The sequence below is a fragment of the Arthrobacter sp. Y3223151 genome, assembly GCF_059091125.1.
Genome location: NZ_JBNHGI010000001.1, coordinates 460,304 through 483,060, shown reverse-complemented (window position 1 = coordinate 483,060; position 22,757 = coordinate 460,304). Strand labels below are relative to the sequence as shown.

The window sequence follows — 22,757 nt, the reverse complement described above, 5'->3', positions numbered from 1 at the left end:
GTAAGACTCCGTTTCATGCCCCGCTACTCTTGCTGAAGTCGCCGCTGAATCTCTCGGGCGATCTCGGCCCCCGGCGTCGAGCGAGGAAAGACCGCAACGACTACGTCATCAGGCCTGCCCGAGGAATCGGTTAAGACGCCATGCATGCGCCGGACCTTGTTGAGTTCCGCCCACAGTTCAGTAGCAGCGGGAGGGCCGTCGTCGCCCTTCAATAAAGCGCGGAGGAAGTAATTGTTGGTGCTGACAACGGCTGACGCAAAACGGATCCCGTCCAATGGTGCCAGTCCCGGCAGCGTCCGGTTCAGGTACACGTTGAACAAGCGCTCGTACCGGAAGACGGTGACCAACTCCTTATTCCGCAGTGCGGGGATGGCATTGACCACGGCATAGCGCTGCCTGGCAAGCTCGCCCTGTTGTGCGTAATGCTCGAACACGAAGGCGGCGGCTTCGCAGACCGCCAACCAGGGGTCCTGGTGGCCACTGGCTAGGAAGGCCTCCGTCTGGTCCACCAATTCGTCATGGTCGGCAAAAACCACGTCCTCCTTGGAACGAAACTGGCGGAAGAATGTGCTGCGTGATATTCCTGCGGCTTGCGCGATTTGTTCCACGCTGGTTGCCTCGAAGCCGTTGGTCGCATAAAGCCGCACCGCCGTTGCTGCGACAAGCGAACGCGGGCCAGCCGGATGTTTGGCACCCCGTTCACTATCCCGCGAGGGGTTTGCGTTTTCTGCCCGCAATGAGTCTTCTGCCACGGTCCCACGGTACTACCGACCTCAAAGGGTCGCGCGGAGACTCCGTATTTGGGGTTGACGCGACTTCCAACCGGTTCAGTAGCCCCGCCACCGGCCAACAGCGCCGGCCCTGTGCCCAGGCGCCGCCAGCCACCACCCGCGAAGGCCGCGGAGGTCCTCGGCCCGTGATGTGCGGCGGCAGCGCAGGTTCCGCCCGCGGCCGCCGCGTCCGGATCTTTTCACTGGAATTTATCCGGCCCCGGACCCATCCTTGAAGAACCCCAAACGAGGGGCCTTCAATCGCAGGAGGAAGGGCCATGAGCAATCAACCGGTAGATTCGGGGATCAAGGCAAAGCACCGGGCCATGTGGGCCCTCGGCGACTATCCCGCCGTCGCCACCGAGGTGATCCCGGCGCTGGGCAGCGCTCTCGTCGAGGCCAGCGGCATCCGGAAGGGCGACCGTGTTCTGGACATTGCCGCCGGTTCCGGCAACGCGGCCATCCCCGCGGCGCAGGCCGGGGCACAGGTCACCGCGGCCGACCTCACTCCCGAGCTGTTTGAGAAAGGGCGCCGGTTGGCCGAGGAGGCAGGGGTTTCCGTGGACTGGCAGGAGGCCGACGCCGAGAACCTTCCGTTCGGCGATGGTACGTTCGATGCCGCGATCTCCTGCGTGGGGATCATGTTCGCCCCCAACCACCAGGCGAGTGCCGACGAACTCGTCCGCGTGCTGCGGTCCGGCGGCACGATCGCCCTCGCCAACTGGACTCCGGAAGGCTTCATCGGCCAGATGTTCGCGACGATGAGGCCTTACGCACCCCCGCCTCCTCCGGGGGCGCAACCCCCGCCACTGTGGGGCAACGAGCAGCACGTGCTGGACCTGCTCGGGGACCGGGCCACCGACGTCGTGGCCAGGCGCGAAAAGCTGCCGGTCGACAGGTTCGCCACCGCCGCGGAGTTCCGCGACTTCTTCAAGGCCACCTATGGCCCCACCATCAACACGTTCCGCTACATCGCGGATCAACACGACCGGGTCAAAGCCCTCGATGAAGAACTCGAAGAACTGGCCCGCCGGCACGATCTCGGCGACGGCCGGATGGAATGGGAGTATCTGTTGTTCACGGCCCGCAAGAGGTGACCGCGCCGGACTAGCGGCCGGGAAGCAGATCGGTGCCTCCGGGCCGTTTCCGTCGCGGGATGCTGTTCGGAAACCGGTTTCGGTTACTAGACTGTGGCCATGGCTGCTGCATTGGTTCGTCCCCGGAACGGCAAGCTGATCGCCGGTGTCTGCGCGGCCCTGGCCGCCCGCTTCGGCCTGCCGAAAGTGCTGGTGCGTCTCGGGTTCGTGATTTTCGGACTGGTCGGTGTCGGGGAACTGGTGTACATCGCGCTGTGGATCATGATCCCCAAGGCTCAGGTGTAGCTTCGCGCAGGGCTACTCGACGAGCTTGCCGGCCATCGAGTCGTCGGCGTCGGCTTCGGCTAGGGACCGGAAGGAGTCCGGGGCAGGGGGCAGGGCCTCGAAGCTGACTCCCTCGGTCGGGGACCACACGAAGTTGCCCTGCAATGACGGATCCATCTCGGGGAAGTCCGCACGGTTGTGGCAGCCCCGCGTCTCACGCCGCTCGAGGGCGCACTCGAGCGTGGCCCGGGCCGCGAGGAGCGAGCCCAGCAGGTCGTAGGCGTGCGCCAGGTCGTCGAACCCGGCGATGTCCGGGTGCGCGGTGACGTGCCGCGCCCGTTCTTCGAGGGCGGCAAGCCTGTTCAGGCCGTCCTGCAGCCCCTGCCCGGTGCGCACGACGCCGGCGTGCTCCGTCATCAGGTTGCGCACTTCGCGCTGCAGTCGCCGGGCCGACTCGGTCCCGCGCTCACTGAGCAGGGCCTGCATCTCGGCGCGGGCGGACTCGACGGCGGAGGGGTCCCGGCGGACGGTGGTGCGGGAGGCGGCGTACTCTGCGGCGTGCCCGCCGGTGATGCGTCCGTAGACGAGCAGTTCGATCAGCGAGTTCCCGCCCAGGCGGTTCGCCCCGTGCAGACCCGAGGACGCCTCGCCGATCGCGTACAGCCCGTCCACGCCGGTGCCGTGGTCCTCCGGGGCCACCCACACCCCGCCCATGGAGTAGTGCGCGGTCGGGGCGATCTCCATTTTCGTGGTCGTGATGTCCACCATCTGCAGGTCGATCAAGGTGCGGTAGACCCGCGGCAGCTTCTGCAGGATAACCTCCCGGGGCAGATGGGACACGTCCAGATAGACCCCGCCCTTCTCGGTTCCCCGGCCCGAGGCGATCTCGGTATATCCGGCCAGGGCCACCCGGTCGCGGGTGGAGAGCTCCATGCGTTCGGGATCGTAGCGCTCCATGTAGCGCTCGCCGAGCGCGTTGGTGAGGATGCCGCCTTCGCCGCGTGCTGCCTCCGAGACGAGGGTGCCGGCAGCATCGTCGGGCTCCAGCAGTCCGGAGGGGTGGAACTGGACCAGCTCGGCGTCCCGGATCCGGGCTCCGGCCAGGGCCGCCAGGCGGAAGGAGTCGCCGGTGTTCTCGTCCCGCCGGGAGGAGGTGTGGCGCCAGATGCGGGTGTGCCCGCCGGCGGCCAGGATCACCGCGTCGGCGTGGATCTGCACGGGCGTGCCGTCCACGACGTCGAACCCGTAAGCGCCGAAGACGGTGCCGTCCGCCACCAGCAGGCGGGTGATGTAGATGCTGTCGATGATCTGCACGTTCAGTTCGGCCGCGCGGCGCATCAGGGTGCGCTGGATCTCCAGGCCGGTGTAGTCGCCGGCGTAGGCAGTACGGCGGTACTTATGGGCGCCGAAGAAGCGCTGGGAAATCCGGCCGTCTTCCTCCCGGGCGAAGGGCATTCCCCACCTCTCCAGGTCCTCGATGCCGCCGGCCGCATTGCGCGCCACGGTTTCCACGATGACCGGATCGGCCAGGAAATAGGACTCGCGCAAGGTGTCGGCGGCGTGCTGCTGCCAGCTGTCCTCGGGATCCATGGTGGCCAGCGCCGCGTTGATGCCGCCGGCCGCCAGCGTGGTGTGGGCGTCGTGCTTGCGCCGCTTGCCCACCGCCAGCACCTGGACCCCGCGCTGCGCCAGTTCGATCGAGGCGCGCAATCCGGCACCACCGGTACCGATGACGAGGACAGAGGTGGACAACAGTTGCTCGGCGGCGTGCTTTGTGCTCATATCTCCCATGCTAGGAAGGCGGGTATCATGAGTCCAATGCATTGTCTGGATAGAACTGATGCGAAAAGGCTATGATGAAACTCGAGCAATTGTCCTCCTTTGAGGCCGTGGCCCGGAACGGCCACTTCACCCGTGCCGCCGAGGAGCTCTTCCTGGCCCAACCGTCCCTGAGCCGACAGATCGCCGCGCTGGAGGCCGACGTGGGCACCAAACTGTTCCGCCGCGGACCGGCCGGGGTGACGCTGACCGACGCGGGCGAGGTGCTGTTGCCCATCGCGCGGCGGATGCTGGGCGACGCGCGGTTCGCCCGCGAGCAGATGGACGAACTGGCCGGGCTTCGGCGCGGCCACGTCCGGCTCGGCGCCCCGCCTACCCTGTGCGTCTCACTGGTTGCCGACGTGCTGGCGGCCTTCCGGGCCGCGCATCCCGGAGTGGACCTGCACATCACAGAGGGCGGCTCGCGCTCCCTGGTGGACGCCCTGAACGAGAACGCCCTGGACCTTGCCCTGATGGTCACCCGCGGGGCCGAACCATCCGTAGCCGGCACCGAGCTGATCCCCCTGCTTTCCGAGGAACTGGTGGTGATCTCAGCCGCGGGCTCCCCGATGCCAGGACACGGGCAGGAGCAACGGGGCGGACGCCCGAACCGGGCCGAGCTCACCCTGGCGGAGCTGGCGGAGATCCCTCAAGTCGCGTTCAACCGCAGCTACGACCTGCGCGTGGCCACCGACGCGGCCTTCTCCGCTGCGGGACTTACCCCGACGATCGCCGTCGAGGGCGCCGAGATGGACGCAGTGCTCCGGTTCGTGGAACGGGGGCTGGGGGTGGCCGTGGTTCCGGCCATGGTGGTCATCGACCGCCCCTCGCTGGACAGCACCCGCCTGGTGAGCCCCCACCTGACTCGGACTGTCAACTTGGCCCGGCGTACCGACGTCCCGCCCTCGGCCGCGGCAGCGGCCATGCAACAGTTCGTCTTCGAAACCGTGGACCGACTCGCCGCCCCGGGCACCGACCTCTCGCGACTCGTGACCGTGACGCCGCGTCGCGGATGAACCCAACCGCTACCACGACGGGCCGCCGCTGCACCGTAAGATGCTAAGGGTGCTGTTAAACAGGCAGCCGGGAAGCAGGAGACGTTGGCGCCTCATTTAGATCGATCCGGAATGCTGCTCGACGGGCGCTACCTGCTCAGGGAGTTGGCAGGTACCGGAGCGAACGCCAAGGTTTACCGGGCTCGAGATGAGATTTTGGGGCGGGAGGTAGCCGTCAAGGTTATTCAACGGCCCACGATGGACGAGGAAGAATTCCACCGCGACAACGCGGAGATCAAGCTTTTGGCCCGGCTAAACCACCCGAATCTGGTGACCCTGCTGGACGCAGGCATCGACAAGATCGAAGCCGGACATCCGCAAATTTATCTGGTGATGGAACTAATTGAAGGCGCCGACCTGAGGGTGCGGCTGGCCGAAGGTGCCCTCCCGCCCCGCCACGTTGCCCAAATCGGGCGCGAATTGGCCGAGGGACTGGCCTACATCCACAACGCCTCGGTGGTCCACCGCGACGTAAAGCCGGGCAACATCATGCTCTTCAATTACGACGACGACGGCTCGCGCCTGCGCGCCAAGCTCGCCGATTTCGGAGTCGCCATGGTGGTTTCCGATGATGCCCATGTTCCGGGGGTCTACGGGACAGCTGCCTACCTCAGCCCGGAGCAAGCGAGGGGCGAACCGATAGGCCCGGCCAGCGACATTTATTCGCTGGGCCTGGTCCTGCTGGAATGCCTTACCGGCCAGGCTGCCTTTCCCGGCCCGCCGCTGGAGTCGGCTGTTGCCCGTTTGCTGCGTGATCCGGACGTCCCCGCAGGATTCGGGCCGGAGTGGGCGGGGTTGCTGACCGCCATGATGGCACGTGAACCAGAGGAACGGCCCACAGGGCGGGAGGTGGCACTGGCATTGGCTGATTTGGGGCTCGCCCTCCGGGGCCGGCATAGGGTGGACGCCTCCATAATCCCCGTAGACGAAGCTCAACGCATGGAAGCGGTTCGACGCTACGAGATCCTGAACACGCCGCCGGACGGAGCGTACGACCGCATCACCGCACTGGCCTCCCGCCTTCTCGCCGCCCCGATTGCCATTGTCAGCGTGGTGGACCACGATCGCATCTGGTTCAAGTCACACCACGGCCTGGACATCGAGCAAATCGACCGGGAACCCGGACTCTGCGCCTCGGCCATCCTGCAGCACGGACCTTGGATCATCAATAATGCGCCCGCGGATCCCCGGGCGTTTGCCAACCCGCTGGTGGCCAGCGACTTCGGGTTGAAGTTTTATGCCGGCGTCCCGCTGAGAACCCGGGACGGATTCAACCTGGGCACCCTTTGCGTGCTGGACTTCGAGCCGCGCGACTTCGGTGACGACGACACTCAGACGTTGGAGGACTTGGCCGCCCTGGTAATGGACGACTTGGAGTTGCGCTTGGAAAGCCGCCGGTACCAGTCGCCCCCTGCCGCTGTCGCGGTCTGAGCAATGTTGGCGAGGCCCCGTGCCAACGGGGGCCCGGCAGCACGCCGGCACCTCTTCCAGTACCTAGCAGCGTTCCGGGAACGGTCAGGGGCCGCTCAGGGCCTCCCCCGGTAACGCGCGCCTGCCCACGGCACGTAGCGTCATCCGTAAGGACGATCCGGCCGGACGCGAAGATCATCCCGCAGTGCGGTGTGCGGCCGGCCGGCACTCCGTAACGTATTCAGTGGCCCCGGGAATCCGGGCGCTACTCCAATCCACGAAGGACGGTTCAGATGATCGAGGCACAGGGCCTGGTCAAGGTCTATGGAAACAAACCGGCAGTGCAGGGCGTCTCCTTCACCGTGCAGCCGGGCCGGGTGACCGGCTTCCTGGGGCCGAACGGCGCCGGCAAGTCCACCACCATGCGCATGATCATGGGCCTGGACCGTCCCACCTCGGGTGACGTTCTGGTCAACGGCAAGCACTACGCCAAGCACCGGGCCCCGCTGCGAGAAGTCGGTGCCCTGCTCGACGCCAAGGCGGTGCACACCTCCCGGACCGCGTACAACCACCTCCGGGCCATGGCCGCGACCCACAGCATCCCCACCAAGCGGGTGGGCGACGTGATCGAGTTGACCGGCCTCGGTGCGGTGGCGAAGAAGCGGGTCGGCGGATTTTCGCTGGGCATGGGGCAGCGGCTGGGCATCGCGGCGGCCCTGCTCGGTGATCCGCAGACCGTCATTCTGGACGAACCGGTGAACGGGCTGGACCCGGAAGGCGTCCTCTGGATGCGCAACCTGGTCAAGGCACTCGCCGCGGAGGGGCGGACGGTGTTCCTCTCCTCGCACCTGATGAGCGAAATGTCGGTCACCGCAGACCATCTGATCGTCATCGGGCGCGGCCGGATCATCGCCGATGCGCCCATCCAGGACATCCTCAACAACCGGGCGCAGCGGGTGCGCGTACGCACCGACCGGCCCGACGTCCTCACCCGCGCGCTGGCCGGGGAAGGGGTCACCGTTGAAGCCCGCGAACCGGAACTGCTGGAGGTCAGCGGCGTCCCGGCGCGGGCGATCGCCGAGACGGCCCTCGCCCAGCAGGTGCTCGTCTATGAGCTGACCCCGCTGCAGGCGTCCCTGGAGGAGGCCTACATGGACCTGACCAAGGACGAGGTTGAATACCACTCCGGCCCGGTGGCCGATATACACGATAACGCCGTCACCGCAGGGTCGGGACGGCATGCTGCCGTCGCCGCCGGCGTCGGCCAGGAAGGAAAGTGACCATGAGCGCTGCAACCCTGACCCCGCAGGTCGGCCGGGTCACCGGCCCCGGCGTGAGCTTCCCCCGGACGCTGAAGAGCGAGTGGATCAAGTTCACCACGCTGCGCTCCACCTGGGTGCTGCTGGCCACCACCGTCGCGGTGATGGTCGGCATCGGGCTGCTCGGCGGCTGGGGCGTCGCCAGCGGGATGGAGCAGATGGAGGCCGCCGGCCAGGATCCGGCGGCAGCCGGCATGGATGCGTCCCTCCTGTACCTCATGACCAGCGGCGGGATCGACTTCGGCCAGCTGATCATCGGGTCCTTGGGCGTGCTGCTGATCGCCTCGGAATACTCCACTGGCATGATCCGCTCGACCATGACGGCCGTGCCGTCCCGGCTGTCGCCGCTGTTCGCCAAGGCGCTGGTCGTCGCCGTCGTCGCGGCCGTCGTCGGAATTGCTTCCAGCTTTGCCACCTATTTCCTGCTGCAGCCGATCCTGGCCAATTACGGCCGGGAATTCGGGCTCGACGTGGAGAATCTGGTCCAGTCCATGCTGTTGTCCGGCCTTTACCTGGCGGTGGTGGCGTTGATGGCGCTGGCGCTCGGATCCTTGCTGCGCAACAGTGCCGGCGGCATCGTCACACTGGTCGTGCTGCTGCTGGTGCTGCCGATCGTCGCCCAGATCATCCCCTTCGACTGGGTGCAGGACGGCGTGATGCCCTACCTGCCCTCCAACGCGGGACGCCAAATGCTCATGCTCGAGACGGCCGAGCGCGACCTGACCCAATGGCAGGGCGGGCTGGTCATGGCCGCCTGGGCCGCGGTGCTGCTGGCCGGGGCGGCGGTCACGACTAAGACGCGGGACGTCTAGGCGCGGCGGGCTCGACGCGTGACTCATCAGGCCTCGGTGAAGGAGGCGGCGGAACGAACGGCCGCCGTCTCCTTCACCGAAATATCGTCCAGGCGCCGGGGACCGATCCGGCGCTACTTCCACACCCACCCCGTGGTGATGGACTGGGTGCTGGTCGGCATCCACGTGCTGTTCGGCCTGCCGAATGCCCTGATCACGGCGGTCGCCGGCGAATGGCCGCCGTTGCTTTTGCTGCTGGCCGGCGGCGCCGCGCTGATCTGGCGGCGCCGGTCGCCGCTGCTGGTGCTGGCCGCCATCGCCCTGGTGGACTTTCTGATCGTGGTGCTGACCAGTACCGGCAGCGGCTCCTTTGCCATGTGGTTCGCCGTCTACACGGTCGCCACCGCCCGGTCGGCGGTCCAGGCCATCATCGCAGCGGTCCTCGCCGCCGTGCCCATGCTGGTGGGGATGGGTGTCCGGATGCCGCCGGAGATCGTCAAGCAGATTGCCCTCGGACAGGTCCCGAGCTACGTCGGACTGGTCACCGGCCTGGTGCTGATCCTGGCCAACGTCATCGCCGCGGGCATCGGGGTCACGGTGCGCCGGGACCGGCTCCACGACGCCGAACTCCAGCGTTGGGCCCATGACAACGCCCGGCTGGCGTCGGCGACCGAACGCACCCGGATCGCCCGGGAGATGCACGACGTCGTGGCTCACTCGCTCTCGGTGATGATCGCGCTCTCGGACGGCGCCGCCGTCGTCGCGCGCAAGGATCCGGAACGCGCCGGCCAGGTCCTGGACCAGCTGTCGGCGACCGGCCGGTCGGCGCTGGCCGACATGCGCAGGGTGCTGGGGGTGTTGCGCAGCGAGAACGGAAGCGACGCGGCCCCGCTGATGCCGGTGCCGTCGGGGGACCAACTGACCGGGCTGCTGGACGGCTTCCGGGCCGCGGGCTTGCCGCTGCGCACGGTCATGGCAGGACCGGCCTTGCCCGAGGACCAGAATTTCAAGCTCACCGTGTTCCGCATCGTGCAGGAGTCCTTGACCAACGTGCTGCGCTACGCCAAGGACGCGTCCCGGGTGCACGTTGCGTTGATCCGCGACGGCGACGCCGTGCACATCACGGTGGCCGACGACGGCCGGCCGGACGGGCCGGCCGATTCGCTCGGCGCGGGGCAGGGCCTGCACGGCATGCGCGAGCGGACCGCCATTTACGGCGGCCGCGTTGCCGCCGGTCCGCGGCCCGGCGGTGGTTGGATGGTGGAGGCAACCCTGTATTGGCCCGGAGAGGAAAACACGAGTGTCTGACAGCGTCGATGGGAGCCCGGCCGGGCCGGTGAAAGTGCTGCTGGTGGACGACCAGCCGCTGCTGCGGATGGGCTTCAAGCTCATCCTGGAGGGCGAGGACGACGTCGCCGTGGTGGGGGAGGCGTCCGACGGGGCCGAGGCGCTGCGGTTGGCGCATGACCTTTCGCCCGACGTGGTGCTGATGGACGTGCGGATGCCGGTCATGGACGGAATCGAAGCCACCCGGCAGATCGTGGCCGCCGGGCTGTGCGCGCGGGTGATCATCCTGACCACCTTCGACCTGGACGAGTATGCCTTCGCCGGGCTGCAGGCCGGAGCCAGCGCCTTCCTGCTCAAGGACGTGGCACCCGCGGAACTGGTCCAGGCGGTGCGCCTGGTCGCCACCGGCGACGCCGTGGTGGCGCCCCGGGTGACGGCGCGCCTGCTGGAGACCTATGTGCGCGGCCTGGCCCCAGGCGGCAGCCCAGCCGCGCCGCCGCAGCGCGACCCGTTGCTTGATGACCTGACGCCGCGCGAGCTGGAAGTGCTGCGGACCATCGCGGAGGGTCTTTCCAACGCGGAGATCGCCCACCGGTTCTTCCTCTCGGAGGCGACCGTCAAGACGCATGTCCGGCGGATCCTCGCCAAGCTGCACCTGCGCGACCGGGTGCAGGCCGTGGTGTACGCGTACGAGACCGGACTGGTGGTGCCCAGCCTGGGGCTGGACTACTGACGGCGCCGATCCCCGGGGCGCTCCGGCCGCCGATCCCCGGGGCGCTTCCGGCCGCCGGCGCTGTGGAGGACCGGTCGGGGCGGCGGATTCACGAGCCCGGACCGCCGTCCGGTACCATTGGTAAGTCTGTGCTGTCGGCGCCGGCCGGTATTTCCTGTGACAATAGCCAAAACACACGGAAGTCGCCGGCGGTGGCAGGCAGGCAACGCAACAGAACCTCCTGTTACGGAAAGACCGTGACCGCTTAGCCCAAAGGAGGTGGGTTCACAATGCGTGCTTATGAACTGATGGTAATCATCGACCCCGAGGTCGAAGAGCGTACCGTAGAGTCCTCGCTCGACAAGTTCCTCAACGTTGTCCGCAACGATGGTGGAACCATCGACAAGGTGGACATCTGGGGACGCCGCCGGCTCGCCTACGACATCCAGAAGAAGTCCGAAGGCATCTACGCGGTGGTCAATTTCACCGCAACTCCCGCCACTGCTGCTGAGCTTGACCGCCAGCTTGGTCTGAACGAGACCATCCTGCGCACCAAGATCATCCGCCCGGAGGAGCAGAAGATCTCCGCTGAGTAATCAGCCGTGATCGCCGCCCCTTTCCGAGAGCGGCATTGACGAAGACATTCCCGCGCGCCGCCGGCAAGCGGGACCAGGACATCAGGAGGCAACATGGCAGGCGAAACCGTTATCACGCTCGTCGGTAATCTCACCAACGATCCCGAGCTGCGGTTCACCCCGTCCGGGTCCGCGGTAGCGAACTTCACCGTTGCATCCACGCCGCGGACCTTCGACCGCCAGTCCAACGAATGGAAGGACGGGGAAACCCTGTTCCTCCGGGCGTCGGTATGGCGCGAAGCTGCCGAGAACGTCGCCGAAACCCTGACCAAGGGCATGCGCGTCGTCGTTCAGGGCCGGCTGAAGTCCCGGTCGTATGAAACCAAAGAGGGCGAAAAGCGTACCGTCATGGAGCTTGAGGTCGACGAGATCGGCCCCTCGCTGCGCTACGCCTCTGCCAAGGTCACCCGTACCCAGCGCTCCGGCGGTGGCCAGGGCGGCTTCGGTGGCGGCCAAGGCGGCGGCTTTGGCGGCGGCGGCTTCGGCGGCGGCCAGAACCAGGGCGGTTGGGGCGGACAGCAGTCCGGCCAGCAGCCCGCACCCCAGGACGACCCCTGGGGCGCACCGGCCGGCGGTACCTCCGGCGGCTGGGGCAACGGTCCGGACTCCAACGAACCGCCCTTCTAAACACAAACCCCATCCCGTGGAAAAGATCCACGGGCTCCACAAGATAAAGGAGCTCCACGATGGCTAAGGCTGAAATTCGCAAGCCCAAACCAAAGTCCAATCCCTTGAAGGCCGCTGACGTCACCGTCATCGACTACAAGGACGTAGCTTTGCTGCGCAAGTTCATCTCTGACCGCGGAAAGATCCGCGCCCGCCGCGTGACTGGCGTCACCGTGCAGGAGCAGCGCAAGATCGCACTGGCAATCAAGAATGCCCGCGAAGTTGCCCTGCTGCCCTACTCCGGCGCTGGCCGCGGCTAAGCGAAGCGAAGAGGAGAGAGTACTGACATGGCAAAGCTCATTCTGACCCACGAAGTGACCGGTCTCGGCACTGCTGGCGATGTCGTCGAGGTAAAGAACGGTTACGCCCGTAACTACCTTCTGCCCCGCGGCTTCGCCCTGACCTGGACCAAGGGCGGCGAGAAGCAGGTGGAGTCCATCAAGGCTGCACGTGCCGCTCGCGAGATCGCATCCCTGGAAGACGCGCAGCAGCTCGCTGCCCGGCTGTCCGCCAAGCCGGTCACGCTGACCGTCAAGGCCGGCGAGTCGGGACGCCTGTTCGGCACCGTCAAGCAGTCCGACGTTGCTTCCGCTGTCGAGGCCGCCGGCCTCGGCGCCATCGACAAGCGCAAGGTCGAACTGACCGAGCACATCAAGTCGGTGGGTGACTACCAGGCGACCGTGCGTCTGCACGAAGAGGTCTCCGCCGTCATCGACCTGAAGGTCGTTGCAGGCTAACAGCCTCACTGTCGCCGCAGGCCGGGTCCGTCCAGGACCCGGCCTGCGGCGTTTAACGCCCGGTACGCTGTAGGACGTGAGCACACATCAGTTCAGCCAGGTGGACGTCTTCGCGACCGGACCGTGCACGGGCAATCCGCTGGCGGTCGTGTCGGGTGCCGGCGATTTGAGCGGCGAGCAGATGCAGCGCTTCGCCAACTGGACCAACCTCTCCGAGACCACCTTCCTCCTGCCGCCCGACAGTCCCGAGGCCGACTACCGGGTCCGGATCTTCACGCCCAGCGGCGAGCTGCCCTTCGCCGGCCATCCGACCTTGGGCACGGCCTACGTCTGGCTCGCCGCCGGCGGGCAGCCGCAGGCCGGGGGAGCGATCGTCCAGGAGTGCGGGGCCGGCCTGGTCAAGGTCAAGCACGACGGCGGACGGCTGGCTTTCGCTGCGCCGCCGCGGCGCCGGACCGGGCCGCTCCCCGAGGAGAACGTCGCGAAGATCTGTGCCGCGTTGGGGATTGAGCGAGACGACGTGCTGCGCCACCAGTGGGCGGACAACGGTCCCGAGTGGCAGGCCCTGCAGTTGCGGGACGCCCGGGCCGTCCTCGACGTCGTGCCCGACTATGCCGCCCTGTCACCGTTTGGCGTCGGCCTGATCGGCGCCCATCCCGGCGGCTCCGCCGTCGACTTTGAAGTCCGCGGGCTGATGGGCTTCGAGGACCTGCCGGCGGAGGACCCGGCGACGGGCAGCCTGAACGCCGCGCTGGCCCAGTGGCTGATCGATGAGAAAGCGGCACCCGCCGCCTACACCGTTCGCCAGGGAACGGCGCTGGGCCGGGACGCGCGCGTCTACATCGACTCCGACGGCGCGGACGTCTGGGTCGGCGGGTCGGTCGAGACAGTGATCAGCGGGACAGTGGAGCTCTGAACCGGCCGCCCTAGCGCTGGCTCTGCAGGGACTCGTGGTCCGCGGTGGTCATGTGCCGGTAGCCGAGCTCGATCAGTTCCCGGAGCACGTCGACGTCGATGTCCTCGAGCCTGTTGACGTAGAGGCACGAGGCGCCGGTTTTGTGCTTGCCCAGGCGCTCAAGCAGCGGTGCGGAGCCCGGCGCGTACGTCAGGCCGTAGAGTGCCAGGTTGGCCTTCCGCGGCGAGAAGCCCACGGCGGCGGCGTCACCCTCCCGGCCGCTGGCATATTTGTAGTGGTAGCTGCCAAAGCCGATGATCGAGGGGCCCCACATGACCGGCTCCTGCCCGGTAACCTCCCGCATGAGGCGCACCACGGTTTCGCCGTCGCGGCGCCGCACGGGGTGCTCCACCGACCCGAGGAACACGTCGACGGGTACGTCCGTGGGTGCAGTCTTGTTCTCGGCCATGGCTGAAGTGTTCCAGAAAGCCCTGCCCGCTGCCAGCACCGCCAAAGCCCTGCCCGCTGCCAGCACGCCAAGACCCGGGCCGTCGCGGCGCCGGTCGGGTGCTCCGGACCTGTAGTTAGGGCTCCTCGTCCGGCTCAATCAAATCCACGAATTCACGCGCTTCCAGCTCGGTCGCCTCCGAGTGCTCCAGCAGCAACCGGACGGCGCCGTCGCGATCTCCCCCCAGCGCCGCGGTGCGGATGCGCCGAAACACGTCGTCGTTCAGGCGGGTGCTCGCCACTTCCCTGATGGTGTTGCCCTTGGACACGATGGCCCGGTACCGGTATCCGGCCGGTTCGGGAAGCGGGGCGGGGGCTGGCTCCGCCGGCGGCACGACCTTTTCCGCGGGGTAGGCGGGGGCCGCCGCCCGGGGCTCCTCGTCCTCTGGCGGGTGCGCAGCGGCTGCCGGCCGCGGTGCCTCGTCCTCCGGGCGGGCCGGGGACGCCTCCCGGGCCACCTTGTCCTCCGGGCCTGCCGGGGACGCCTCCCCGGACCCCTCGTCCTCCGGGCGGAGCGTAGGGGCAGCCTCCCGGCCGGGTGCCGTGTAGGGCTGCGGGTGCGCGGACATCTGCGCGACGGCGGAGGTAGCCTCCCGGAGCCCGGTACCGGTGGCGGTGCGGTATTCCCGGATCGCAGCAAAAGCCTGCCCCTGCGCGATCAGCGCGTAGACGGCTGTGTGTTGCTGCTGGTTCAAGCGCCCGCTGGCCGCCGCGGCGGCCTCCCGGGTCGTGGCAGCTGCCGGCCTCGCCGACAATCCGCTACCCGGGCGGGGCCCGCGGGCTTTGTTACGCGAAAGCAACCGCATAATGACCAGGCCGATCACGACCACCAGTACGGCGATGAGCAACGGCACCACAAATTCCATACTTGAATCGTACGTCCCGCACCATGGCCCGCGCGCCAACAGCCTGCGAAAACGGGCATCACACCTCTGTAATTCACGGCTGTGGATAACCAGTGGATAACTTTTGCCCGTACGCGCCTATTCCGATTCTGTCAACAGCAAAAATGGCGGGAAAATCAACAGCAAACTTCTTTTTGTCCACACCCCGTGGATAGCGTTTCCGCAGGTCAGGGCAGGGTTACTCGCGAGTCAACTATTGTTTCCACAGCTCTGCGCACAGGCTGTGCACAAGACACGCCCACTGATCCACATTTTATCCACAGGGGGAGTGGATAACTCGCTTGGTGGGAAGGGGGAAGGGGGTTACCGTTGCGGAGTATCCCACTCGCAGCCCGCTCGCTGAATTGCAGTAGGCGCGCCTCCGGCGATCCGACGAAATGGTCCGATCCGGCTGGTAGTTCTGACTCTGAGGGGATGCGGTATCCGGTTCGAGGAGCAAAGAAAGCAGGCAGCGGTGTCGTTAGCGCACGCGGATTCGGCAACAGGTCGGGATTCCGAATTCGGCCGCACGCCGCCGCAAGACCTCGTGGCCGAGCAGTCCGTCCTGGGCGGCATGATGCTCTCCAAGGACGCCATCGCCGACTGCGTTGAAGTGCTCCGCGGCGTGGACTTCTACCGCCCCGCCCACGAAAGCATCTATGAGGCCATCATCGACCTCTACGGCCGTGGCGAACCGGCCGACGCCGTCACCGTTTCCGACCTGCTGACCAAGCGCGGCGAGATCTCCCGCATCGGCGGACCCGCCTACCTGCATACCCTGATCCAGTCCGTGCCCACGGCCGCCAACGCTGGCTTCTACGCGGAAATCGTGCGGGAACGTGCCGTGCTCCGGCGCCTGGTCGACGCCGGCACCAAGATCGTGCAGCTGGGTTACTCTCAGGACGGCGAAGTCGACGCCATCGTCAACCAGGCCCAGGCGGAGATCTACGCCGTCGCCGAGCGCCGCACCGCCGAAGACTACGTACCGCTCAAGGACATCATCGAAGGCACCGTCGACGAGATCGAATCCGCCGGCCACCGCGGCGAAGGCATGACCGGCGTGCCCACCGGCTTCTATGAACTCGACGAGCTCACCCAGGGCCTGCACGGCGGGCAGATGATCGTCATCGCGGCGAGGCCGGCCGTCGGCAAATCCACCTTCGCACTGGATTTTGCGCGGTCCGCCGCGATCAAGAACAACATGACCACGGTCTTCTTCTCCCTGGAAATGGGCCGGAACGAAATCGCCATGCGCCTCCTCTCCGCGGAAGCCACCATCGGCCTGCAGGACCTGCGCAAGGGCACCATCAAGGACGAGCAGTGGGGCAAGATTGCCACCACCATGGGCCGGATGAATGACGCGCCCCTGTTCATCGACGACAGCCCCAACATGTCGCTGATGGAAATCCGCGCCAAGTGCCGGCGGCTCAAGCAGCGGCACGACCTGAAGCTGGTGGTGCTCGACTACCTCCAGCTGATGTCCTCCGGCAAGCGCGTCGAATCCCGCCAGCAGGAAGTCTCGGAGTTCTCCCGTGCCCTCAAGCTGCTGGCCAAGGAACTCGAAGTCCCCGTCATCGCGCTCTCCCAGCTGAACCGTGGCTCCGAGCAGCGCACGGACAAGAAGCCGATGGTTTCCGACCTGCGCGAATCCGGTTCGATCGAGCAGGACGCCGACATGGTCATCCTGCTCCACCGCGAGGACATCTACGACAAGGAATCTCCGCGGGCCGGCGAAGCCGACGTCATCGTCGCCAAGCACCGTAACGGCCCGACCAAGACGATCGTGGTCGGCTTCCAGGGCCACTACTCACGCTTCGCCAACATGGCGGTCGAGCACGGCTAGCAGCTTTAGGGTCTCCTCCCTATAGGGAGGGGTTCTACCGGTGCCCCGCTGGCTTGAGGGCGCCGCGGTCGTGGGCCAGGCGGGTGGCGGCATGCGTGATCGCGGCGGTCATGATGCTCAGCGCCTCCAGATTGACGTTGCTGAGGTCATCGCCCGGCTGATGGTAGTTCGGATCGCAGGGCCGCTTGGCGGTGCCGCCGAAGAGGCGGGCCTGCTTGGTGGTTTTCTTCTCGTCGTCTCCGCTGTACAGCCCGCCCACGGCGACACCTTTCCTGACGAAAGACAACTGATCCGAGTCCATGTCCCAATCGGTGGCGACCCAGGGCTGGTCGTGGGCGTCGAAGTAGTCGGTGAAGACGTCCATGATCTCCGTCGAGCCTTCCGGCACGTCGCAATGGGGCTTGGGGTCCCGTGCGTCGTAGACCCCGATGATGGGGTTGGGCGAGGCGATCATGTCGAAGTTCAAGTAGGCCGCGATCCTGTCGAGTGCCTCGCTGTCGCTCTTGGCCAGGTGCTTGACGTAGTGCCGGGACCCGTACTCTTTCTTGTACTCCTCGGCACCCCACCAAGCGAAGCGCACCGTATTGCTGAGGCCCTCCTGCCGGCCGAGCGCTTTGGCGGCCTCCAACACGGCTGCCACCCCTGAGCCGTTGTCATTGATCGCCGGACAGCCCGGCACCCCGTCGAGGTGGGCCCCGAGCATGATCACGTTCTCGTCGCTGCCGGATGCGGTCTCGGCGAGGATGTTGAAGGTCTCCATCCGCTCACCGCGGTGTTTGAAGGTGAAATACTGACGCGTGCTGCGATAGCCGACGCTGGCGAGTTGGCGTTCGACGTACTGGGCCGCTGCCTCGTACCCGGAGGTGCCGGTGGCACGGTCGCCGTACTCCTCGGCCAGGGCCTGAAACTTCTGCAGATGCTCGTAGGCAGCGGGAACCTTGCCCAGTGAGATGACGGGACCTGATCTTAGGCGCTGGCTCAGCTTCATATCGTCCCTATCCAGTACGACACGGAGACGGTGGCAGTCTAACCTCCCGGTACAGGTGAGCGATACCTTTGCGGCCGGTCCGCAAGGGGTGGGGATTAAGTCCCTTGGCCGTCGGCCCGTTCCCGAAACATCCCGGTACGGGGAAGGCCCCGTTATCCCCCGGCGTGTCGCAGTGTCGCCGGTGGGAGCATTGCAACCGGGGGGAATTTCCAACAAGGAAAGGAATCGGAAATGGCAGGCGGATCAGGACTGATCGAGCGGTTCTACCGGGAAATCATGGAGAGAGGAAATCTTGACCTGATCGACGAGTTGGGCAGCGAAAACTACACGGATCATGAAGAGCCCTTCCCCGGGCAGCCGCCCGGCCTGGAAGGCATCAGGTTCTACGTCACATCGTTCAGGTCGGCCTTCCCGGACATCAGTGTGAAGTCCATCGAGCCTACGATGGTCGACGGGGACCTGGAGGCAGCCCGTGTCGTCCTCACCGGCACTCACCAGGGCGAGCTGATGGGTACGGCTCCCACCGGAAATACAGTGGAGTTCAGCGGCGTCGACATCGTCCGAGTCCAGGACGGAAAGGTGGTCGAGCACTGGGGATCGACCGACACGCTGAAGATGCTTCAGCAGATCGGCGCCGTCCAGATGTAACTGACCACTACGTACAAAGAGGGCTTGGGCGCGGGTACGCCTAGGCCCTCTTATATTTCCACTGCGCTTTCGGCACGCCCGTCGTTTTCCCGGTCTGGATGCCTCTCCCCAACGGTCCGCGCGGGCCAGAAAACCTTACAAGGCGTCGCTCGGTGATGCACGCCATAATTTCACTTGACACACTGTAAAGCTTCCGGGCAGACTGTGTTCTACGCCTCATTGCCGAGGCGCGGCTCTCCGAAGCTATGGGCGTCCGCATCGTCCGCTTCCGAACCCGCACCCAGGACGATCAAAGGAGCACACCGTGACCGCACCGATCGAAGCAGACATCGACATCTGGGATGACGACGTCCTCGTCGACCCCTACAGCACCTACGCCGCCCTGCGCGAGCAGGCCGGGGTAGTCCGCCTGCCGAAGAATGACCTCTACGTCCTGACCCGCTACGACATCATCCGCGATGCCCTCGCCGATCCGGAGACGTTCTCCTCAACGAGCCTCGGCTTCAACCCGATGGTGAACGATGCACTGCAGGGCACCTCGCTGGCCTCCGACCCGCCCACGCACACCCAGTTGCGCGCGACCCTGTCGGAAAACCTGACGCCGCGCGCCCTGCGCGGGCTGAAGGTCACCATCGACGAGAAGGCGGACAAGCTCGTCGCCGAGCTCGTCGCCAGCGGCAGCTTCGAAGCCATTGACTCGTTGGCGCGCGCCTTCCCGCTCGAAATCGTCGCCGACCTCATCGGCTTCAGCGGCCACGTCAAGGACAACATGCTGCGCTGGGGGCAGGCCGCGATGCAGGTCCTCGGACCCATGAACCACCGCACCCAGGAGAACTTCCCGATCGCTGGCGAGCTCTACGGCTGGTGCTCCTCCGTTACCGCCGAAGACCTCACCCCGGGGTCGATCGGTCGCGGCATCTTCGACGCCGAGACCCGCGGCGACATCCCGGAAGGGGCCGCCGGGCATATCATCCACCAGTACCTGGGCGCCGGCGTCGACACCACGATCGCCTCCATCGGAAACATCGTCGCACTCTTCGGCCGCCATCCGGAGCAGCTCGAGCTCGTCCGCCAGAACCCTGAGCTCGTGCCCGCGGCATTCGCCGAGGTGCTGCGCTACTGGCCCCCGATCCACATCTGGGGCAGGACCGCGACCCGCGACGTCGAAATTGATGGGGCAACGGTACCCGCAGGAGCCCAGCTGGGCATCCTGTTCGGCGCCGGCAACCGCGACCCGCGGCACTACGAGAATCCCGACGTCTTCGACGTCACGCGCAACCCGGTGGACCATCTCAGTTTCGGCTACGGGCCGCACGGGTGCGCCGGCCAGGGCCTGGCGAAGCTTGAGGCCCACGCGATCATCGAGGCCCTGGCCCGCAGGACGAAGGTGTTGGAGATCGGGGACGAGGTCCGGGTGCCCAGCAACATCACCCGCAGCCACGAACGCCTCGACGTCGTGAAGGCGGTGGCAGTGTGAGGATCGAACTTGACCGCCCCCGCTGCGAAGGACACGGACTCTGCGAGGAGGCCGCGCCCAAGCTCATGCACCTCGACGACGACGGCGAACTGGTGATCGACGTCCCCGAGGTCGACGGGGCGGAACTGGCCGCCGCGAAAGCCGCGGTACGGGTGTGCCCGGTAGCGGCGCTGCGGCTGGCGGAAAAGTGACCATGCGGCGAATCGTCGTCGTCGGCAATGGCATCGCCGGGCTCACCGCGTGCGACTCGCTGCGCTCGAACGGATTCGACGGCGAGTTGACCGTCGTCGGGGCCGAGGCGCACCACCCGTACAGCCGCCCGGCCCTCTCGAAGGCGCTGCTGCACGACGACGGCGGGCTGCAAGCCCATGAGCTGCCCGAGCCAACCCACGAAGCGACCGAACTTCTCGGCGTCAGCGCCACAGGTATCGACCCGGAGGCGAAAGTCGTCCGGACCGACGGCGGCGAAGAGCTGCCGTATGACGGACTGGTCATCGCCTCCGGTTCACGGGCCAAGCGGCTCAGCGCCAGTCCGCTGCCCGGGGGCGCGTTCCCGGAGCTCACGCTGCGCACGATCGAGGACGCGGTGGAACTCAAGCAGCGGGTCGCGGGCCGCCCCTCGGTGATCGTGGTCGGCGGCGGGCCGTTGGGCATGGAGGTCGCATCGGGCTGCCTGCACGTCGGCTGCGAGGTCACGCTGGTCTCCGACGTGCAGCCCCTCTCGCGTCAACTCGGCGACCACCTGTCCGGGGTCTTCACTGCCGCCGCCGTCCGGCGCGGGCTGCGGTTCGTCAGCGGCAGCAGGGCGCGATTGGTTGACTCCGGCTCTGGGACGCGGGTTGCCCTTGGCGACGGCACCCGGCTCGAGGCCGGCCTCGTCGTCACGGCCATCGGCGACGAGCCGAACATCGAGTGGCTGGCCGGTTCGGGTCTCCTCGTCGATGGGGCGCTGCGCGCCGACTCGCGCGGCCGGGTCCGGCCGGACGTTGTTGCCGCCGGCGATGTGGCGTTCTTCCCGACCGGCCGGGGGGTAGGGCGGGTGCCGTTGTGGACCAGCGCCATCGACCAGGCCAAGGCCGCGGCTGCCGGCCTGCTCAAAGGCGACGCGGCGCCCGAGCTCGGCTTCCAACCGTACTTCTGGACCGAAGGATTCGGCCTGTCGCTCAAGGCGATCGGCTTCACGCCGGTGACCGGGGCGCCCGACTACCTGGAGCCGGGCGGGGAGGCCGACTCGATGCTGCTGCGCTGGCACGGCGCGGACGGCGGCCCCGGAACCGCGGCGGCGCTCAACTACCGCATCCCCATTCCCAAACTGCGGCGGCTCGCCAATAGCGGTCCGTCGGCGCTGCAACCGGCTACGCCGGCAAAGCTGTGAGCAGGTGCCGCTCCTGACGATACGTCGGGGTTCCAGCGGAAGCAGGGATGCCGTTCTCCCGGATAGGCGTCCCTGCGCCACGGAAAGGAATGCCTCATGCCGTCGCTGCGAGAAGCCCGGAAACAGCTGACCCGCGACAGGATCGTCGAACGGGCGCTCAAACTCTGTATCGAGAAGGGATACGCCGCCACGACGATCGACGATATCGCCGCCGCTGCCGGCACCACCCGGGTGACCTTCTACGCGTACTACCCCTCGCGGAGCGACCTGATGAAGGACTTCATGGCCCGGGTGAATGCGGTCCTTGACCGCGCCGGCGGACCCGACGACGCCTCGACGGCCCCCGAGCTCGTGGACGTGGTCCGCGTGGGCGAGCTCGCGGGCATCCTCGACTGGCTTGAGTCGCGCGCGGCGCTCTGGCCCGTCTTCCGCCCCTATCTGGACGTCCTCGACGAGGCTGCCGCCGTCGACCGCGAAGTACGGGCCCTGGTGATGGACTGGCGTGAGGAAGTAGTCTCCGACCTCGTCCGCGGCATGCAGCAGGCCGGCCGCTTCTCGGGGGAGACGCACCACGTCCGCGGGACGCTCGCGTTCACCCAGCTGAACTACGTCTCCACCCTCTGGACGAACCGCACATCAAAACCCGACCGTGACCAGGCGCTCGGAGTCCTCGCGGGAAGCTGGCACCACCTGCTCTGCGACGAAGGCTGAGCCGAGGGCTTTTCAGATGGCGGGCGTTGGATTAGGGTGTGACGCACGGGAGAACCGTAAGCACCCTTACTATTTTCTGAGAGGCCTACATCATGAAGGCACAGACTCTTCTCATTGCCCCTGCCGTCGCGCTTGGCGCCATGGCATTCGCGGCCGGGCCGGCCGTAGCCCAAGACGGCGTGTGGCAGGCTGACCTTGCACCGGCCAACAACAGCGGAACCGCCGGACAAGCGATGATCGAGATACACGGACAGCAGGCAACGGTCAGCATGAACGTCTCGGGCGCCGCGGAAATCTGGATGAACGCGCCGTTCCCACATGGCCAACACATTCACATCGGCGGCCAGGGGTTATGCCCGGGGCCAGCAGCAGACACCGACGGCGACGGCGTCGTCAGTTCACCCGAGGGCGAACCGTATGCCGGTGCCGTCAGTACGTCGCTGACGGTCCAGGGGGACACCAGCCCCGCCTCGATAGTGGCAAACGACCGCTTCCCCGCCGGCGGCGCCTACACCTATCAGCGGACCCTGACCTTAGATCCGGCAACAATAGCGGCGATCCAGGCCGGATCTGCAACGGTGGAGGTCCACGGCGTGGACCCGAACAGGCTTCCTCCGGCTGCCCAGCAAAAAATGAGCCCTGAAGCCCCGGGGCTGCCGCTCGCTGCCACGCTGTCCGCGGCCTGCGGAACCCTGGTCGCCTCCCAGATGACCGGGCCGATGCCTGGTGCTGCCCCCGACACAGGCATCGATACGCCCGCGCAAACAGACGGAAGCGCGATGTCCCTCGCCGCAGGTCTCGGAGTGCTGCTTGCCGCCGGCGCGACGGCGGCCGTTGCCCGCAGGCGTTCCGCTCCCAGGGACTGATC

At 66.9% G+C, this 22,757-nt stretch carries 25 protein-coding genes; 20 read left to right on the top strand and 5 right to left on the bottom strand.

Translation table 11 applies throughout. The annotated features are described in order from the left end of the window. Positions 1 to 23 precede the first annotated feature (23 nt). A complete protein-coding gene (locus AC5RUP_RS02355; RefSeq protein ID WP_494153868.1) occupies positions 24 to 752 on the bottom strand; it encodes a TetR/AcrR family transcriptional regulator in 729 nt (242 codons plus the stop codon). Positions 753 to 1,048: 296 nt separating this feature from the next. Between AC5RUP_RS02355 and AC5RUP_RS02350 the strand changes: the two genes are divergently transcribed. Then, positions 1,049 to 1,867, top strand: a complete 819-nt coding sequence (locus tag AC5RUP_RS02350) for a class I SAM-dependent methyltransferase (RefSeq protein WP_494153869.1) — start codon at positions 1,049 to 1,051, stop codon at positions 1,865 to 1,867. A gap of 99 nt (positions 1,868 to 1,966) precedes the next feature. After that, positions 1,967 to 2,152 carry a PspC domain-containing protein gene (locus AC5RUP_RS02345; RefSeq protein ID WP_494065340.1) on the top strand — a complete coding sequence of 62 codons (186 nt, stop codon included), beginning with the start codon at positions 1,967 to 1,969 and terminating at the stop codon, positions 2,150 to 2,152. Between the two features lie 12 nt (positions 2,153 to 2,164). Here the strand turns inward: AC5RUP_RS02345 and AC5RUP_RS02340 are convergent, their stop codons facing one another. Next, positions 2,165 to 3,913: an L-aspartate oxidase gene (locus AC5RUP_RS02340; RefSeq protein WP_494153870.1), complete on the bottom strand. Its 1,749-nt coding sequence runs from the start codon at positions 3,911 to 3,913 to the stop codon at positions 2,165 to 2,167. A 74-nt stretch (positions 3,914 to 3,987) separates the two neighbouring features. Here AC5RUP_RS02340 and AC5RUP_RS02335 point away from each other — a divergent pair, with 74 nt between their 5' ends. The 11 genes from AC5RUP_RS02335 to AC5RUP_RS02285 all read left to right on the top strand — a co-directional run bounded on the left by AC5RUP_RS02335 (position 3,988) and on the right by AC5RUP_RS02285 (position 13,477). Beyond that, positions 3,988 to 4,965 (top strand): LysR family transcriptional regulator, encoded by a 978-nt coding sequence (locus AC5RUP_RS02335; protein ID WP_494153871.1) that lies wholly within the window; start codon positions 3,988 to 3,990, stop codon positions 4,963 to 4,965. A gap of 111 nt (positions 4,966 to 5,076) precedes the next feature. Continuing rightward, on the top strand, positions 5,077 to 6,435 hold the full coding sequence (locus AC5RUP_RS02330; RefSeq protein WP_494153872.1) for a protein kinase domain-containing protein: 1,359 nt from the start codon (positions 5,077 to 5,079) through the stop codon (positions 6,433 to 6,435). A gap of 272 nt (positions 6,436 to 6,707) precedes the next feature. Then, positions 6,708 to 7,694 carry an ABC transporter ATP-binding protein gene (locus tag AC5RUP_RS02325; RefSeq protein ID WP_494153873.1) on the top strand — a complete coding sequence of 329 codons (987 nt, stop codon included), beginning with the start codon at positions 6,708 to 6,710 and terminating at the stop codon, positions 7,692 to 7,694. Positions 7,695 to 7,696: 2 nt separating this feature from the next. Next, positions 7,697 to 8,545 (top strand): ABC transporter permease, encoded by an 849-nt coding sequence (locus AC5RUP_RS02320; protein ID WP_494153874.1) that lies wholly within the window; start codon positions 7,697 to 7,699, stop codon positions 8,543 to 8,545. Between the two features lie 18 nt (positions 8,546 to 8,563). Next, positions 8,564 to 9,832, top strand: a complete 1,269-nt coding sequence (locus AC5RUP_RS02315; protein ID WP_494158239.1) for a sensor histidine kinase — start codon at positions 8,564 to 8,566, stop codon at positions 9,830 to 9,832. Further along, positions 9,825 to 10,544, top strand: a complete 720-nt coding sequence (locus AC5RUP_RS02310; RefSeq protein WP_494158238.1) for a response regulator — start codon at positions 9,825 to 9,827, stop codon at positions 10,542 to 10,544. Before AC5RUP_RS02315 ends, AC5RUP_RS02310 begins: the two co-directional genes overlap by 8 nt. A gap of 269 nt (positions 10,545 to 10,813) precedes the next feature. Further along, entirely contained in the window at positions 10,814 to 11,119 is a 306-nt protein-coding gene (gene rpsF / locus AC5RUP_RS02305; RefSeq protein ID WP_494024955.1) for a 30S ribosomal protein S6, read from the top strand. A 93-nt stretch (positions 11,120 to 11,212) separates the two neighbouring features. Further along, on the top strand, positions 11,213 to 11,785 hold the full coding sequence (locus AC5RUP_RS02300) for a single-stranded DNA-binding protein (protein ID WP_494065333.1): 573 nt from the start codon (positions 11,213 to 11,215) through the stop codon (positions 11,783 to 11,785). A 59-nt stretch (positions 11,786 to 11,844) separates the two neighbouring features. After that, positions 11,845 to 12,084, top strand: a complete 240-nt coding sequence (gene rpsR / locus AC5RUP_RS02295) for a 30S ribosomal protein S18 (RefSeq protein WP_136787674.1) — start codon at positions 11,845 to 11,847, stop codon at positions 12,082 to 12,084. 27 nt (positions 12,085 to 12,111) lie between these two features. Then, complete coding sequence (gene rplI / locus AC5RUP_RS02290; RefSeq protein ID WP_494024956.1) at positions 12,112 to 12,561, top strand: 50S ribosomal protein L9; 450 nt, start codon at positions 12,112 to 12,114, stop codon at positions 12,559 to 12,561. 76 nt (positions 12,562 to 12,637) lie between these two features. Beyond that, a complete protein-coding gene (locus AC5RUP_RS02285; protein ID WP_494154963.1) occupies positions 12,638 to 13,477 on the top strand; it encodes a PhzF family phenazine biosynthesis protein in 840 nt (279 codons plus the stop codon). Positions 13,478 to 13,487: 10 nt separating this feature from the next. Here AC5RUP_RS02285 and AC5RUP_RS02280 read toward each other — a convergent pair whose 3' ends face one another. Together AC5RUP_RS02280 and AC5RUP_RS02275 are read right to left on the bottom strand one after the other, a co-directional pair. Beyond that, on the bottom strand, positions 13,488 to 13,925 hold the full coding sequence (locus AC5RUP_RS02280; RefSeq protein ID WP_494154964.1) for a DUF1801 domain-containing protein: 438 nt from the start codon (positions 13,923 to 13,925) through the stop codon (positions 13,488 to 13,490). 115 nt (positions 13,926 to 14,040) lie between these two features. Next, the gene (locus AC5RUP_RS02275; RefSeq protein ID WP_494158237.1) at positions 14,041 to 14,829 is read right to left on the bottom strand and encodes a hypothetical protein; all 789 of its coding nucleotides are present in this window, start codon (positions 14,827 to 14,829) and stop codon (positions 14,041 to 14,043) included. A 493-nt stretch (positions 14,830 to 15,322) separates the two neighbouring features. Here AC5RUP_RS02275 and dnaB point away from each other — a divergent pair, with 493 nt between their 5' ends. Continuing rightward, entirely contained in the window at positions 15,323 to 16,690 is a 1,368-nt protein-coding gene (dnaB, locus tag AC5RUP_RS02270) for a replicative DNA helicase (RefSeq protein ID WP_493941666.1), read from the top strand. Between the two features lie 34 nt (positions 16,691 to 16,724). Here dnaB and AC5RUP_RS02265 read toward each other — a convergent pair whose 3' ends face one another. Continuing rightward, positions 16,725 to 17,678 carry a M20/M25/M40 family metallo-hydrolase gene (locus AC5RUP_RS02265; RefSeq protein ID WP_494153067.1) on the bottom strand — a complete coding sequence of 318 codons (954 nt, stop codon included), beginning with the start codon at positions 17,676 to 17,678 and terminating at the stop codon, positions 16,725 to 16,727. Between the two features lie 231 nt (positions 17,679 to 17,909). Between AC5RUP_RS02265 and AC5RUP_RS02260 the strand changes: the two genes are divergently transcribed. The 6 genes from AC5RUP_RS02260 to AC5RUP_RS02235 all read left to right on the top strand — a co-directional run bounded on the left by AC5RUP_RS02260 (position 17,910) and on the right by AC5RUP_RS02235 (position 22,755). Then, positions 17,910 to 18,326 (top strand): ester cyclase, encoded by a 417-nt coding sequence (locus AC5RUP_RS02260; RefSeq protein WP_494024961.1) that lies wholly within the window; start codon positions 17,910 to 17,912, stop codon positions 18,324 to 18,326. Between the two features lie 304 nt (positions 18,327 to 18,630). Continuing rightward, positions 18,631 to 19,803, top strand: coding sequence for a cytochrome P450 (locus AC5RUP_RS02255; RefSeq protein WP_494139122.1), 1,173 nt, complete (start codon positions 18,631 to 18,633; stop codon positions 19,801 to 19,803). Then, entirely contained in the window at positions 19,800 to 19,994 is a 195-nt protein-coding gene (locus tag AC5RUP_RS02250) for a ferredoxin (RefSeq protein WP_493979670.1), read from the top strand. Before AC5RUP_RS02255 ends, AC5RUP_RS02250 begins: the two co-directional genes overlap by 4 nt. 2 nt (positions 19,995 to 19,996) lie before the next feature. Then, entirely contained in the window at positions 19,997 to 21,178 is a 1,182-nt protein-coding gene (locus AC5RUP_RS02245) for an NAD(P)/FAD-dependent oxidoreductase (RefSeq protein WP_494153118.1), read from the top strand. Positions 21,179 to 21,274: 96 nt separating this feature from the next. Beyond that, positions 21,275 to 21,889: a TetR/AcrR family transcriptional regulator gene (locus AC5RUP_RS02240; protein ID WP_494139121.1), complete on the top strand. Its 615-nt coding sequence runs from the start codon at positions 21,275 to 21,277 to the stop codon at positions 21,887 to 21,889. A gap of 92 nt (positions 21,890 to 21,981) precedes the next feature. After that, positions 21,982 to 22,755 (top strand): hypothetical protein, encoded by a 774-nt coding sequence (locus AC5RUP_RS02235; protein WP_494153068.1) that lies wholly within the window; start codon positions 21,982 to 21,984, stop codon positions 22,753 to 22,755. Positions 22,756 to 22,757 lie beyond the last annotated feature (2 nt).